Source organism: Acinetobacter sp. AYS6, from assembly GCF_025630795.1.
In the GTDB taxonomy this organism is placed as follows: Bacteria; Pseudomonadota; Gammaproteobacteria; order Pseudomonadales; family Moraxellaceae; genus Acinetobacter.
Genome location: NZ_JAOTNV010000005.1, coordinates 488,969 through 504,952 on the forward strand (window position 1 = coordinate 488,969; position 15,984 = coordinate 504,952).

Here is a 15,984-nt window from a genome sequence, read left to right on the forward strand (position 1 = left end):
ACATACGTATTATTATTTTTAATAAAGCCCCTAAGAGTATTAATAAGTTTAAGTTAGGGCTAAAACAAATCATTTTGAGAACAATTTAAGTAATTAAAATCTTTTAGAATTATTCAGTCACTTATCTTTTCTAATTTTATAACACCAAAAGTTCTTCTACCTGCACTATTAAAATAAGAAGCCTTTCCATACTTTAATTCTTTATCAAATTCAATTTCACAATACCCTTTGTGAGAATTCAACACATGTGACTGTTCTAATTCAGGCTCACTCTTGTAACTATAACTAAGTAACCATCCCCCTGTCGGTCCATATCTACGGGAAAGTGTTGCCGTATAGCTTTCGCTTTGGCTCGTCTGAGTCTTTAAATGTATTAGAATACATTTCCATGTTTGCTCAATTCCAATTACCCCATTCCAATTATATATAATATCACCTTCATTATTCAAAGTTTGACCTGTTACTTTCCACGACCCGCTGATATTGGGGATTTCAAAGAAAGGAACTTTCCAAATCCATTTATTAAACAACCAATGAAGACCTAAATACACTAATCCCGTAGTAATAGTAGCTTTTGTAAAAGCATCAATTCCAGTTAAATTACTAGCCATAGCTAAAATTTGAGCAATTCCACCAGCTACTGCAATCGCAACAAAACCAAGCCATCTACCAATTGATGCTCTATCATGACCAAAGACCGCATAATCATGCATAAATTACTCCCCATATCTTCAAAAATGGCGATGTTGATACGATTGATAACAAAAAAAATTACTAATGGATGTTATCAATAAAAATATATAAAATTTTATTTTCAATAAAATAACTTAGAATTAGTTTATTAAGAACATAAAATTTATTTAAACAAGATTAATTACTAAGATAACTTTCATCGAAATCAGGATGTACCTCAAATTTATTTGTTCCAATATAAATAAGGCCCACTTCTCTTGGGCAATTATCTAAACGGACAATTGTTGAATTAAGTTGCTCACATTGTTCAGCATTAATGTAGAACCGGTGCTTGTCAAGCCAATTCCTAGAATCATGATAATTATCAATTGTAGACGTATTAAAAACCGTGATATTTCGTTCAAGTAAAGATCGACTTACTAAAGGGCGAATTTCAGGGATGATATCAACTGTTTTATCATCTGAAACTACTATAGCTAGTCCACGCCGTCCCTCAGAGCATACATAACGAACACCAGAATTATATCGAGCCCCTCTAGATGGAGTACATTTATCATTTGCTTCTCCGTCCAAAATAATACCAAATGCATGGCAAATACCGTAAGGATCAAGCAAAATTGTACCATCTATACGACTAATACTCCGAAGCAATGATTCAGATAACCGTGTTGGTATAATAGTTGTGCCTTGCTTACTAAGCCTTTCAGCTTCAATTGCAGCATCTTCAATAACTACAATCATGCTGCCATATGCTTGTTTTATCTGAACTTGTAATAAGTTCCAGAGGTTTAAACTATCTTCAACTGAAGATTGGGGAAATAAGCGAATATAGTTTGCTATAAAAGATGGCTTATCAAAATGTTCTTGTGACAGCTTGGGTACACCATATTGACTGCGAAGCAATACTAATTCTCCGCAACATAATTCCCAATAGTAGTGATCAAGAAAATTAATAGTAAAAGCATCTTGTTCTTGTGAATCATGTGTGTGTTTGAGCTGACCTAGTCCGTAAATATGGTGACTATCTGCAATAATAGCTGACCCAGATACTGCCATCTGTAGAATCTTACGAACCCACCGTGGTTCACGAAATGGTACAGGTTGAATAAACCGAATTAAGTATTCAATAGCTTCATTATCAGGGTTAATAAGAACTAAACTACCAATTCCTCGCGCTCCCTCATACATGAGAGATGAAATGAGGTTTAATTCATCAAAAAGACCGTCCTGATAATATTTTTGTTCAATCGATAATCCTGGTGTCCGTAAAAAAGCCCTCGCTGCAATACGTATAATTTCTTCAGAACTTCTCATTGCTTTATAAGAAAAACGACCTGGTTCTGGAGTTTGAAGTTTTTCAGATATCTCATTAAGAACAGTAGATATAGCAGCATGTATTAAACTACGATAACCATAGCCTTGTTGACGCTCTCCTCCAGTCTTATGTTTTAATGTAGGAAATTTTTTGAAAGTACTATTAGGGATTTGGATTACTGGTGTAATGTAATATTCATCTAAACGTTGAGTACTACCACAAAAAGAAATGACTGCATTCGTATCATCAAAACTTTTAAGCGCATTCTCAACAGCTCTACGAGTTGAATCCTGACGCATCCATTTTGGCTTATCACGCATACTTGGTGCATCACCATAAAACATGTTCTTTAAGTGATGAGTGTCATAAATAGACTCTATTGAATCTAATAATCCTTCAAAAATTGAAAGAGACCATTTACCATCTTCTGGTTCAATACATATCCCATTTTTATTTGTACTTTCAGGGGCTCGAGCACCGACCAAAAAAACTTCAGCATTTCCTTCTGCTCCTAATTCTTTTAATACATCTCGAATAAGTAATTGAGATGATATTCTAAAACTTTCTTGATATGCCCACATAAAAAGATAAATACCACGAGACATTCAAACCAGCCTTTTTCATTAAAATCAATTCATTTATAGTGTCTTAAAATAATGGACTTCTTAACAATAAGTAATTTTAAACTTCCCAAAAAACTGTCGATATAATCCAAATAGTTCTAATAAGTTAAAAATCATGAAGCATTATTTAAACTAATATTATTAAAATCCACAATAACTCCAAGCAGCTTGAGCAAATTCACGTCCATCCTGACGGTTCCACTTTTGTTTAGAATGAAATAAATAAAAACATTCATTTACCTCAAGCCAACGATTTTCAGTAGGTTCAGAGCCACTTAATGAAGTATAAATATGAATAAGAATATCCTTAAGACATTCTATCCATGTCGACCTGCTAAATACATAATCAGGACAATTGTAAGCTAAACACTCCATGAAATATGAAGGAAGTTCTTTATATTTACCCTCTATTACCATGGTATTTTCAATACGTTTTAAAATTCTTACACATTTTTTATAATTATAATTTGTCCTAATATTTTTATCTTTACCCATTCTAATTTGTTGCAATGGATAGTTCTCTATACTTTTACCATCAACCTTGAAGATTTTCGTACCATCTCTATGTCCATTTTCCATGTAATAGCGATAACTAAAGCATGGAACCACATCAGCATTTACACGTGCACTATTAGCATTTATTTGTATAGCTGTTACACCTGATATATCCACCTGACCAGGGAACTTCTTTTTCATTGCAAGAATTAGCTCTGCTCTTAATTTTTCGGGTGTCCAAATCCCCTTATAAAGAGCTCCTGGTGTTTCATAATTGCCTTTTTTAGATTCGTCCCAATACATCGCCTCAGTACATTCTACTGCTATATCAACATCACTATCTGACCGCACATTTGTATTGTTAGCATAAGAGCCTTTTGCATAGACCTTTAATGAACACTCTCTAAAAGGTTCATGCTCATCAATTGCTTGGCGAATCATTCGTTCAGCTCTTTCTTGCTTTTCTTGTTCGGTATCACTAGAAGGGGCAGTCCATCTAGCCAAAGTGTCTTCTGAAATCATCTTATTCTAGATCTCCTTACTTTCTTTAGAATTTAATAAATAATTTTATTCGGTACCAAATATTCAAAACTAGTTTAAGAAATATCTCCCTAGAAGGATTCCAACAATAATAGCTACAACAGCAGTTAAACATATTAAAATATAGTTTTTCTCTCTTACAATTTGTTGCTTATCAATCGCTTTTTGTTTTAGCTCATGATTAAGCTTCACCAAACTCTTATTTTCATTCATTAATGTCTGTATATCTGTTCGATCAGCCAGTTGCTTTAAATTGGCAGATAAAGCAATCACATCATCACTTTTTGTTTTAAGGTCATTCTCTAGCTTAAATATTTTAATTTTCTGTTGCTCTAAGATGTCATTTCTAGAAAACAATTCATCAAACTGCCCTTTTAAATGTATTCCTGCATCTGATGGAGTGATTGCAGAATGATCCGCCAAGTAGTCTAAAAGCGTTACATCGGAATTATGGCCCAAGCCTACAATTCGATATCCATTCAAATTAGAAAAGGCATTTAATACTTTTTCGTCATTAAAGATATCAAAAGCATCACTACCTCCCCCACCTCGAATGACCACAACAACATCGTGGTCAACACAGGAACTTATTACTTGTGATAATGCTTCAACGTTACTCAAGCTGATGGGCTTCTCATCAAAATTGAACTCATCACGATATTCATTAAGATAGTTGTAAAAGTCTTTTTGTATATCAACTTTACTTGCTGAGGAGTAAATCACAGCGACTGAAAGATCAAAATAATTGGGGAAAGTATGGCTCTTTGGTCTATGTTTTTTTAAATCATCTAATGTTGACAGCTTCGACTGGAGGGCGTGTATTGCACTATCATCTTCAATCGCCTGTATAGTGTACCCCTTTAATCTTTTAGTGCATTGCTCTCTAAAAAAATTAAATGTTGGCACTCCATGTATTTCAACATAACTACCGTTTTTGAAACTAGATAGTAGATGTTTTGGAATCTCAACTTCAATCGTTCCTGTTGTATCTTGAATGATCAGATCATAGACTGATGGCCATTTTGAGTTTTCAACTGCTTGCTCAACATTTTTTAATATGCCACGCACACAAAAAAGTTGTTGTCCATGTTTCCGCTGATCAATATAAGCTTTTAATGTATCATTTAAAAAGTTATGTAAGTCACTGATCATAAAAGTGGGTAAAAAATTCTGGTTCATAACACATCTTAAAATTTATATACATATGCCAACCTAAAGCTTTATCTCTAAATAAAGTCATTTAGGCTATTCACCATCCCAATAAAGGTGAGCTTAAATATTTAGACAATTTATGCATCGTCAAAATTCAAATTACTTTCTTCAAACGATTTTAAATCTATAAAAGTCATTTTTTTTTCAAAAACTGTTTTGAAAATAGTATCTATTTTCTGTAATGCCACAGGATTATTAAAGTCGAAAAGAATAGCAATCTCATTATACCATTCATTTTCAGGAGCATTTCTTTCCCAACGATCATCCCAACGATCATCTCTACTTATTTGAACTGAAAAATAAGCTTCGCCATTATCATGTTGTATTATTTCTCTTGTTCCTAAAAAAATAACTAATTCCAATTCCGACAATTTACATGTTAATGGAAAAGCAACTATTCCATCCTGATTTCCTCTGAACTCCATATAGCCGTATCCATATGATGAATCCATATATGTTTCTTTTGGAATATAGCACTTTAAAATATTCGTCAAACATAAAAACATAGCACAGTAATCATCATAATTAGTATTCCAATTTAAAAATGGAAACCGAGGATGATTACGAAAGAAATTTACGACTTGCTCAATTTTACTCATAATTAACTCTTTAATATCTCGCCTTTCATCACATCTAAGTCAATACGTCTACCATCTTGCCCTTCTTTTAATCTACCAAGCTGATATGACCCATCAAAGCTAAAGGAATGTTTATTCGCTCCTCTAGAACTAACCCCATAAGGCACTTTCTGTTCCATCCATTTTATTAGAGCTTTATATGCTTTCGTTGCACCTTTATGATAATCAACAGGCCTAGTATTGGTCTTTTGATCGGGTTTACTATGGCCCTCTATTTTCAACATAGCTATACGCATTGAAAGTGCATATTGCTTACATAGAAGTAATGGTGGTGGGACGGGGTGATTTGTCCAAGCACTGCCAGCTTCAGTGGCAGTTACAATCATGCGTTCTCCATTCTGTGCTTGGATTCGACCACTGTGTTGCCCTTTATTACATTCTTTATTATTACTACTACAAGATTTTTCTAATTCTTTAGTCTTTGCTTTACTTGATGCTAATGCTCTATCTTTTTGTTCCTGTGAAATAGATGATCGGCTATCCTCTATATCCTCTTCTGCTACATTAATATTAATATTATGCATTCCTGAAATTGTCCCATCACCTAATGTGGATGGGGTTAAAACTCCAATCAATATTGCGCCGATAGGATTTGCTCTAGTACCTGTTTTAACAACAGTACCTGCCGTTTCAGAGACTGTTCCCCATCCACCAAAACTACCTATATCTGCTGCTACTGCCATGTTTCTTTCTCCAAGGCAGCATAGAATTTTTGGGATTCAGAATTATTCAAGCAACTTTCTACAATCCCTGCTAAAACGTCTATTCTTAAATATGGGGGCCATAACCTTTCTTCTAAAATTCCCCTATTCCATTTGTCTTCATCAATATTATATTTATTCACAATGAAGCAAATCTCCCCATAAACAGCGCGCCATTTGTTGTAGTCGATGTCATCTTCCAAACCATGTAAATATTTTTTCACGCGAGTTTGGGCAAGAAGTAAAAAATCAACACCTTTCTTCTCATCATCGTCAAAATATTTTTTGGAAAGCGATGGAAATTTTTCTTTTAACCTATTCCAATTCCACAAAGCTAATTCTTCTTCACGATCTGTAATGAATGAATCGATTTGTTCTTGCGTAAACTTAATTGCCATATTAATCGCTCACTAAATTATTAAAGGTGTCATTGGCTTGTTGAACCCACCAATTATTCAAGGGCTTAAATAATTTTTGATATTCCTGCTTATCCAGCATCTTATCTAAGATTTTAGTAATAAATGGATCGTAAAACCGGAACAAAGCCAGTTCACCATTCGGCATCTCAGCCTGTAAAAATGGCTGTAAATGCTTTATTAGTGGTTGTTTAGACAAACATGTTTCTATCAGTGAAAACATCCCTATATTCTCGCTGACTAAAAGTGTCCGTTGCAGTACTTCATTATTTTCTTGATTGATATGCAGCAACAAAGGAGATACTTCTAAAGGTGAAGTTTCATCGATAGTGCCGTGAAATAAGTTCCCTATTTGATTGAGTTGTTTTTCCGACAATGTTTTTAACCACCGTCTGATGTAAATATGATTTTTCGCAGTATCTAAAAGCAAATAAAAGTTTAAATTTGGATTCGATTCTTGCTGTTGAGAAATATGATCAAAGAGTTGAATAGTATTCATATCAAATTTCCCGATGTACAAACGGCAATGATTTCCTAGCTGCATCTAACAAGCATGGAATACAGATTTTGCTAGAAATATTCGGCAATTCAAAATTATGATTGCTCCCTTTAAGGAACTTAGTTTGAGAAGATTTAACTTCGACTAATCCAGGACTATTAATTTCAATTGAACCATTAGTTTTTATTTTGATGTACCCACCACCACAAGTCAGCATAATTTCTTTTTTGGCTGCAATTGTGATGGCATTTTCAGTGCTCATAATCTTGCAATCTTTTAAAGATGCTAAATCTAGCTCATCATTTTGTGCATGAATCTTGATATTCCCTTGTGTGGCAAAAGCATTAATTCCCTTTTCTTGTGTATAAAAACTTAAGCCTTTTGCTGCATGAGCAGTCAATTCACCAGATGAGCTCAAATCAAATTGTTTCCCAGCCATCATTTTTATATTTTCTTTAGCAACATGAGTTTGATTTTGCTGACTTACTGAAATAAAGTCCTTGGGAGCACTGACTAAAATATTGGATTCTTCGAATTTCTCTAAGGTACTCTCAACTTGAGTTAGAAGATCTTGACTAATTTGATAATTTTCATCTTGAAAGACTTTACTGGTTCGAGCATTGTTTTCTATGGTTTTAAGTTGATCCAAAGACTCCGTCAATTGCATTAACAGTTCTTGAATATTCAACTGAATATCTGAAGCACTGTTTTGGCTTGCAGCGCTAATTAATAAACCTTTACCTGCTCGAACTGCACCCCATTGATCTGTACGCAGTTCAAAACCTTCTCCGCGGTTTTCACTTTCAGCTTTATCTTTAGGATGACTCAGTTTCCCCAGATTTAACTGGCTTGCACCATGACTACTTTGTAGCTGGGTACTTATTTGTCCTGTAGTATCGTCAAAACGAAGCTGGTTATATCCGCTGCCATTAACCTCTTTGGAACGAATACCACTCAGTTTCTTGGTGTCAGGAAGTTGCCCTTTAATATCAAACTTCGTTGGCGAACGCTGAGCCTCATGGATGCGTCCCGTTACAAATGGGCGATCAATGTTGCCATCAAAGAAATCCACCACTACGATTTCATCTTTACGAGGTAAAAAACGTGCTCCGTAACCTTCACCAGCCCAAGGAGTGAGGACATCTACCCACGCCGAATCTGTATCAGTATTATTAGTCCCCGCACCACCATCATGGGCATGGTCTTCGATACGTGTAAACAGGAACCTAACTTTAATTCGCCCCCATTCATCCACATGGATTTCTTCACCATCACTGACCACTTTGGCACGTTGTACATGAGCAACTGGACGATGCTTTAGAGGATCATATTCAGGCACAACATTAATATTTCTACGAACAACTACAAATTCATTGGCCTGACGCTCTTGTTCACTGTCTTTACTGTTTTGCCAGTGACTTAAGGTCAATAGTTTTTCTATTTGGTCTTGAATATCTTTGGGTAGATTATTTTGATTATAAAAATGCTTATTAAGGATTAAAAACTCCCTATCTTGCTGACTATGATTTTTTTCTAATTCTGGATAGTCAATCAATTGGAACCAATAACCGACTTGAGTATCTCGTACACTACTATGCGCTGTAAAATACTTGGCTTGTAGGACTTGATATTGGTTTAAATGCATATTCAGTTTTTCTAACTGAGAATTACTTGAAGCTGTGGCTTGATCCTCTCCTTTAAGATCGCTTATCCAAGCAGGAGATATATTCCACGCCTGTTCTAAGCTTAAGCTTTCATTGTCTCGCTGAGCACTGTGTTGATGTGAGCTGACCACTGATCCACTGGCATCTTCTTGACTTAGATTATCCGCTTGCCAACGTTGTACATGAATAGCTGTTGGTTGTAACTGTCGCTGAGCAATAAAACTAGTGATGCTGTCATATTGTTCAGTCGCATTTGAACGGTGATAACGAATGGTTTTGCGTTCGAGCGATTGAAACTGAGCATTATCATCAATTAAACGTAGTTTTTGTGCCTCAATACTTTGACTATTACTTGCTACAAGATTACTCGCCTCATCCACAAGCCAGTTAATCGATTCTTCACGCATTATTCGAGTTAAATATGCATAGTCACTTTCATTTGACTGCATGGAAAACGGGCGTACATCATATGTTTTGGTTAAACCACTCGTATCTAACTGTAAACTTGATGCAAATAAAGGACTCTTACTTTGCCATTCCTTAAAGATGACTTCGATAATGTCCACTACGCTTTTATTCATAAACACACGGCTATTGCGTCGTTTATGCCATAAGCTCGTTGCATCCTGCATAGTCAAGCGGTACAGACTGAAAGCGCCGTCACTTTGTCCTTGGCTAGCGCCAGTGACTATACCAGTAGTTCTAAAAAGGTGACCTGAATCTGTCACTTGATCAACTGCAACCTGACATCCAATAAATTGTTTTAATTCAATATATGGGTTTGTAGATAAGCAAATAAGCTCTGCTGATAGTCCATCGTTAATGCCATGATAACCATCAATACGTTGCAACATAATCTGTGAATTTAATTCTGCACTTGAAAAATGAACATTAATTGCACGATTTTGAACACCAAAACCTATTTTTTCTAAAATACTAAAAATATTATTCAACATTATGATGAAAAATTAATTATTAATTGCAATAATGTTAACAGAACGGTCTGTATAGTTCAATTTGCAAAAATACAGATCATTCTATTCTTATATCAATCCCATTTCTGGTGGCTAGTCGGACAACCCATCTATACACTAAAATGGAAGACTTATTACTTCAGCATATTGCGCTAACCCATTATGAATGCACAAATAAAATTTAAAAAAAAATTATCAAAACGAGAAATTATTCTAAGCACTGCAACTCAGCTCTTTATTCAGGAGAGTTACATCATTGTGGGGATCGACCGTATCATTACGGAATCCGATATTGCAAAAGCGACCTTTTATAAGTACTTCCCATCTAAAGAAGAACTGATATTTGCCTGCTTAAAGGAATTAAAACTCGATATTCAGATTGATGTAGAAGAGCATATCGCGGCACGATCAGACCCTTTAGAAAAATTAGAACAACTCTACCTTTGGTATATCGACTGGGTGAACCAAAATGATGCCAAAGGGTGTCCATTTCATAAAGCACGCATGGATGTAGGAGACTTATACCCATCTATTCTGGTTGTACTGGATGAATATCGAAATTGGTTATTTGATACTACAACTTCTATTTTGAAAGAATTAGAACTGGATGACCCTATCGCTCTAGCTCATCTATTTAACTCACTTCTGGATGGCATCATCAATAGTTCTGTTTGTGAAAAAGCCCCGATTAGACCACAGAAAACATGGGTCTTTATCCAGACATTGATTGAACTCGAAAAAACTTCTAACACAGCCAATCCCCCTTACTTTAGAACAAAGACATAGCCCTTAATTTATGAATTTTTATGCTTATCAATAATGATTAAAACTTTTAATTGCTCTCTTTAATTGTAACCTCCATCAAGTCATCAGGACCAAGAATGCACGATCCAGAACATCCATCTAGAAAATTATCAACCTACTTACCTAAAAGCTTAAGAGACCAAGTTATTGTAGAGAGAAAAAAGACCACTACTGAATTCTTAATGATTGAAATCTTAACCTTTCTCTCACAAATTTTTATTTTTTTTACATGCGCACTTTATTCGAGTAATTTTTTAAGAAATGAAACTCTCTTATTTAAATATATTGATGTCAAACTTAAAAATATTGATGTTAATGAGACTATCATCCTCGTAATGGCATCACTCACCGCTATTGGCTTATTAAAGCTCATTCAGAAAGCGGCTCCCAATGAATCATTCACTAGTAAAATTATCGATAGTGTCATAAATCAACTTCCTAAATTCTTTTACACATTGTCTGCATCCTTTATTGGTATCTTAATTGCAATTATTTTCTTTGTTATAAATAATCCCAAAACACCTGATAATCTTGGAGTCCCTGCATATTCTTTCTTTGCAGTTGTCACATTTATATATGGGATCATGTGCGGAACAGGTTTAGCTTTTCTGCTCAACCACAAAAACTTGATTAAAAATAATTCAATAAAAGAAAAAAACAGGAGCTAATGATAAATCTCGTAGTGAAAAATAAATTTAGCTTTTCAAAAAGATAAGAGGGTGTTTATTAAATCACTTCATAGCAAAAGGCCTGCTCTAAAAGCAGGCCTTTTACTGTATTTCAGGATTTAAGCAATTTTTAATTTATATAGTTTTATAAAATACTTTACGAATGTATTTTAATCCAACTAATTAAGTCAAGATAAAAAAATTACTTTATTTAATTTAAGGCGTTTTTTGAGATGTAGGTCACAAAACAAACAAAAGAGAGTTTCCTTTACCCAATAAAAAACCCATTCCAAAAACTTGGAATGGGTATAGTGAAAACCACTTAATCCTGAAATACTAAACATTACTGCCTAGCAAGGCCTAATATAATGATTAATCAAAGAAAGTACAATATATACAAACATAATGTTTTTAGATTAATTTAATTAAAAAAATCAATTGAAAAGTTTTTTTAAATAATAACCATTAAAATTACTTTTCAATAACTAACCTAAATCACCTCATGATAAATATTTTGATGTTTGTGTAAAATCATCTTCATTTGGCAGCCTGATCAGGCTATTGAATGCTCTTTAAGTGTACTCACTAAATGCTTGTAGTCCTTTCTACAAGCCTCATCTACAACTTTCTTAATATCGCTTTTGGACCATTCCTGTTTAGACGCAGCAAACATGAAAACTGCTAATAGTACAAAACGATGTTCACCAAAGCGGAAATACACATTTTTAATCTTTTTAGAGGGTTTAAATAAATTCATAAAAGCGTAACAAACATCAAATAAAATAGATAATTTACTTAATTATTATATATTTAAATCAAAATCCTCAATAAAACATAATAACTATGATTGTTCTATTTATACTGCCTTGTTTTAAATCTTTGATAAGCACATTTATACTTTTGAATCATTGACTTATTTATAATTAATTAGAATTTCTTTGCAATAAGTGTTTTTATTTAATATTTTTAATATATAAACAATTGAGCTACTCCTTCAATGTATATCTTTTATTCGGGTTCTATTTTGAGACTTGAATCTTTACCACTAGATTTTAGAGGCATAAAAAAGTCATATTTGAAGAAAAAAAGCGAACAGATAAACTTGTAATGATTGTTCCAGTTCAAAAGAGCCAGATTGTTAACTTAGACTAAACTTATTGAAAAATATAAAAATACTGTACACTACTAAAGTATTAAAATAAAAAGACTAGTAGCATAAAAATGCCAAACTTAGTCTCCCTAATTTCCCCCCCCGATTCCCTGAGCTATTCCATCTTGAATCTTATCAACTAGGTAATTACTGGAACATGTGCAGCAGCAGAAAGAGGTAAATGTCCGCTAAGGCGTGGATCAGCTTGAACCTCTAACTTTAATGCATAAGGTTTAAATCCAGAGCGAATATAAAATCCTAAAGCAGATGGATGATCAAAAGTACAGGTATGGACCCAAAACCGTTGAATAGGTTTCTTCCAAGCCAATGAAGTCGCTGTATCCATCACTGCACGCCCAATACCTTTTCCCCTAACCGTAGATGTCAAGCCAAGAAATACTAACTCGGCCTCTCCTACTACACCAAAATCTAATTCTAGTAGCCCCACATCTTGATCTGCATAGCGTATGACATATATCTCACGCGTAGGTTCATTTAAAACTTCGGTTAACTGTTCATCGCTCATTAATAAGCGTGAAAACCATAGCCAGTCAGACCCAACCAAACGAAATAAGTTACGGTATTCATCTAAGTCATTTGAATTATAAAGACATAAAGAAAAACCTTCTGGTAGTTGGACTTGATTGTTAATTGGATTTTCGAGCATTTCTAAACATGTTACAACTGATGCAATATGCCCTGCTGGAATACTAGAGTAACCTGCAACCACCATATTCAAACTTTCTACCATCTCTTTTTCCCTGATTGTTTATATAGTCAAGATTCAATATAAAATTACGAAATCATACCGACATTTACTCAATTAAATCTATTCAAGCATTTGAGTGAACCATAATTTCTCTCTGTTTTTTTATTACATAAAAAAACCACATTCGGAGAAATGTGGCGAAACGGTAAACTTGAATTGATATTTCAGATCCAATGAAATTAATCAACTTAGGCTAAACTTATTACAAAATATGCCTGTGGTACATCCCACTAAAGTATTAAAATAAAAAGCAGACTGAGGGTAAAGAGCCCGAAGGCTCTCTTCTTAATTCACTGCTCTGACACTCTGTGCCAAACCCTTTTGCAGTGTTGTTACATTTGAGGGTAAGGCATCATTTTGAGACTGAGACAATTGTTCATCATTGCTATAAAACGCATCGACCACATCCACTCCCTCCTCACTGTCCATTTCAAACTTGGCATTGGCATAACCTTGTCGTGCCACCTGATCTAAATCTTCCTGATAAAACCCTACCTGTTTACTTTGCACATCAATTTCTTTCGCTGTAGTAATCGCATCTTGTAAGCTTGTTCCATCCCTTAAAGTTAAATCCACGTAATAGATCGGAGTCCGATAACTTTGCGTGGTACTTTTCCCCCTTAAGGTCAATTGCAATGGTAGACATGAAAGTAACTTGCCGGATGCTGCTTGGTAATAGGCCAATCGTGCTGCTAATGTGCGAATGCTATTAAAGCCAGTGGTTCTAAAAATAAATGTCCCGAACTCATCTGCATCATCCAAATTGACGTAAAGCCTACCATAAGGTTTACATAAGCCCCCTTGTGCCAATGAGCATAAACTTGGTGAAGGACATGAATGCTGTTCAATCCCCTTTTTTCCTGATCGCTGGCATGTTTCGCCGTTCCCGATACAGATAGGACGTCCAGTCTGTCGATCAAATAAAATGTACTCAGCTCGAAGATTGAGTTCAGGGTCATTAAAGATCATTCTGACGGGAATGCTGCGGAGCTTGTTATTCCCTGCTTTTGCTCGTAGGGTTTCATCCATTGGATGTTTCATCCATTGGATGTTTCACCCAGCCATCTTTGCCTTGGATTTGGCTGGTAATAGTGAACTGGTCATCCTTTTCAGGGATCCGTTTACCATTCTTTTCTACAATTTTACCGATACTAATACGACCGAGTATTGGGGGTGTAATTGCTAGACCTTTGATCATGGAGAAGTACCTCTCTTTTACGATTTAATCATTTTTAAGCCATAAAAAAAATCCCGCAGCTTTGCTACGGGATTCGATTTCATTTGGAATATCTTAAGTTTTACACATCGTTCTACTGCTCTATTCATTCAGCATTTACCGAATGATTTAGAGACAAGAAGAAAAATCTGGATTGAGGTCGGTCTCTCCCCTTGCGGACAACGTTTGTAAAAATGATCACATAAGAGGAGAAACCATAAAGATGGGTAAAGAGTTACCCATAAAAGAAAGTCATTAAGGCGTCGGCTGACCCATTTCATTTTTGCTTTTAAACGATCTAAACCCAGCCGACACCATTAAATATACTTAAACAAACAGGCCTTACTGTTAAAAATAGTACAAAAATAAAACCCATGCCACATTTTTATTAAAATATGATAACTTTTACCATTCTCCCAATTTGTAGCAATACAAATTATTTACCTAGGACTAAATATGAAAAACTTATTTTTAATTTCAACGATTTTGACGGCAGCCGTTTTAGCTGGATGTAATGCTAAAGAGAAAGCTCCTGCGACTGAGGCAGCAGCTAGTGCACCAGCACAAGCTAACAGTAATGAAGCGAATGAGAAAACATTCAAATACCTCACTGAAGACAAGCAAATCTTTACGCTAAAAACCACTGATAATTTTGAAACTGCAACATTAGAAGATAGCCAAGGCAACAGCTATGCACTTAAAAATGGTCATGCAGCTAGCGGTATACTTCTTGAGGGCGAGAACGGGGTATTTATTCACACCAAAGGAGATGAAGGAATTATTTCTCTTGTGAAAGACAAGCAATTTCACGTTAAAGAAGCTCAATAAGTTTTAGGCTCTGGAGTTTTGCCTTAGGGCAAAATTCCTACTCGACAGAATAAGCTTGAATACAAAAAATAGGTCAACTGTACGATTTAAAAACTTCACAACTTTCTATTGATCATGACGGATATAAGCCACGCTCCCTACTTTGGCTAAATGATGAATATAACTTTTATTACTTGAGAATAAATGCAAAGGACGAAATATGGGAATTGACTTCAATTTCTTCGAAAAACTAAGAGAATATATTACTCCAACCTACAACCAGACACTGAATGCCAAACGCTATGAACGTCTAAATAAGTTCTTTGATGAACGTAAAAGAATCGATGGACTTCAAGATGAAGATAACAAAGTAAAACAAATCCTCTTAAATAGTGCAGCAGCCGCTTTGAGTGGTGTAAAAAATGCAAAATGCGAGGAACTCGAATATTTTCTAGAAACATCTGATGCTGATGATTTTGAGGTGAAATACTGGACATTTGCATGGAATCGGGCCGGCTTTGTTGTGTCCCGTGATGCATCAGGCAAGATTATTAATATTCATTCCACATTAGGCAAGAGGATTAAAATTATAGTCCTAAATATATTCCTTTTCTTCTCAATGAGTATCTGGCCTATTCTATTCTTCATTAAAAAAGAACCATTTCTCAATTTAGGTCTAACCGAGAATATGTGGAATATATTTATCCTTATTGTAGGTGGAATCTGTTTTGCAACGGTTATAAAACTACTGTATGACTGGTCTCACTGGCATGATCTCAATGTCATCCTTGCCAGACAAC

The 15,984-nt window shown here is 34.9% G+C and carries 14 protein-coding genes and 1 pseudogene; 4 read left to right on the forward strand and 11 right to left on the reverse strand.

Annotation, left to right across the window (positions count from 1 at the left end):
- Nucleotides 1-113: 113 nt before the first annotated feature.
- The 9 genes from OD757_RS07030 to OD757_RS07070 all read right to left on the reverse strand — a co-directional run bounded on the left by OD757_RS07030 (nucleotide 114) and on the right by OD757_RS07070 (nucleotide 9,752).
- A complete protein-coding gene (locus OD757_RS07030) occupies nucleotides 114-713 on the reverse strand; it encodes a pancortin-3 (RefSeq protein ID WP_263031363.1) in 600 nt (199 codons plus the stop codon).
- 157 nt (nucleotides 714-870) lie between these two features.
- On the reverse strand, nucleotides 871-2,613 hold the full coding sequence (locus OD757_RS07035) for a hypothetical protein (RefSeq protein ID WP_263031364.1): 1,743 nt from the start codon (nucleotides 2,611-2,613) through the stop codon (nucleotides 871-873).
- Between the two features lie 159 nt (nucleotides 2,614-2,772).
- Nucleotides 2,773-3,648: a nucleotidyltransferase gene (locus tag OD757_RS07040; RefSeq protein WP_263031365.1), complete on the reverse strand. Its 876-nt coding sequence runs from the start codon at nucleotides 3,646-3,648 to the stop codon at nucleotides 2,773-2,775.
- 69 nt (nucleotides 3,649-3,717) lie between these two features.
- Nucleotides 3,718-4,845: an exodeoxyribonuclease VII large subunit gene (locus OD757_RS07045; RefSeq protein ID WP_263031366.1), complete on the reverse strand. Its 1,128-nt coding sequence runs from the start codon at nucleotides 4,843-4,845 to the stop codon at nucleotides 3,718-3,720.
- A 110-nt stretch (nucleotides 4,846-4,955) separates the two neighbouring features.
- Nucleotides 4,956-5,477 (reverse strand): hypothetical protein, encoded by a 522-nt coding sequence (locus OD757_RS07050; RefSeq protein ID WP_263031367.1) that lies wholly within the window; start codon nucleotides 5,475-5,477, stop codon nucleotides 4,956-4,958.
- Nucleotides 5,478-5,479: 2 nt separating this feature from the next.
- Nucleotides 5,480-6,199, reverse strand: coding sequence for a hypothetical protein (locus OD757_RS07055; RefSeq protein WP_263031368.1), 720 nt, complete (start codon nucleotides 6,197-6,199; stop codon nucleotides 5,480-5,482).
- Nucleotides 6,190-6,615, reverse strand: a complete 426-nt coding sequence (locus OD757_RS07060; protein ID WP_033847080.1) for a hypothetical protein — start codon at nucleotides 6,613-6,615, stop codon at nucleotides 6,190-6,192. Before OD757_RS07060 ends, OD757_RS07055 begins: the two co-directional genes overlap by 10 nt.
- Nucleotide 6,616: 1 nt before the next feature.
- Nucleotides 6,617-7,132, reverse strand: a complete 516-nt coding sequence (locus tag OD757_RS07065) for a DUF4123 domain-containing protein (protein WP_263031369.1) — start codon at nucleotides 7,130-7,132, stop codon at nucleotides 6,617-6,619.
- Between the two features lies 1 nt (nucleotide 7,133).
- Complete coding sequence (locus OD757_RS07070; protein ID WP_263031370.1) at nucleotides 7,134-9,752, reverse strand: type VI secretion system Vgr family protein; 2,619 nt, start codon at nucleotides 9,750-9,752, stop codon at nucleotides 7,134-7,136.
- 180 nt (nucleotides 9,753-9,932) lie between these two features.
- On the opposite strand from OD757_RS07070, the gene OD757_RS07075 reads away from it, so the two are divergent.
- Entirely contained in the window at nucleotides 9,933-10,556 is a 624-nt protein-coding gene (locus tag OD757_RS07075; RefSeq protein ID WP_263031371.1) for a TetR/AcrR family transcriptional regulator, read from the forward strand.
- A 95-nt stretch (nucleotides 10,557-10,651) separates the two neighbouring features.
- Nucleotides 10,652-11,242 (forward strand): hypothetical protein, encoded by a 591-nt coding sequence (locus OD757_RS07080; RefSeq protein WP_263031372.1) that lies wholly within the window; start codon nucleotides 10,652-10,654, stop codon nucleotides 11,240-11,242.
- Between the two features lie 1,289 nt (nucleotides 11,243-12,531).
- Here the strand turns inward: OD757_RS07080 and OD757_RS07085 are convergent.
- Nucleotides 12,532-13,143, reverse strand: coding sequence for a GNAT family N-acetyltransferase (locus tag OD757_RS07085; protein ID WP_263031373.1), 612 nt, complete (start codon nucleotides 13,141-13,143; stop codon nucleotides 12,532-12,534).
- A gap of 303 nt (nucleotides 13,144-13,446) precedes the next feature.
- Nucleotides 13,447-14,359, reverse strand: a pseudogene (locus OD757_RS07090) (hydrolase or metal-binding protein).
- A gap of 474 nt (nucleotides 14,360-14,833) precedes the next feature.
- Between OD757_RS07090 and OD757_RS07095 the strand changes: the two are divergent.
- Both OD757_RS07095 and OD757_RS07100 read left to right on the forward strand, forming a co-directional pair.
- Entirely contained in the window at nucleotides 14,834-15,205 is a 372-nt protein-coding gene (locus OD757_RS07095; protein ID WP_263031374.1) for an NADPH-dependent 7-cyano-7-deazaguanine reductase, read from the forward strand.
- A gap of 199 nt (nucleotides 15,206-15,404) precedes the next feature.
- The coding region (locus tag OD757_RS07100) for a hypothetical protein (protein ID WP_263031375.1) at nucleotides 15,405-15,984 on the forward strand (580 nt) is incomplete at its 3' end.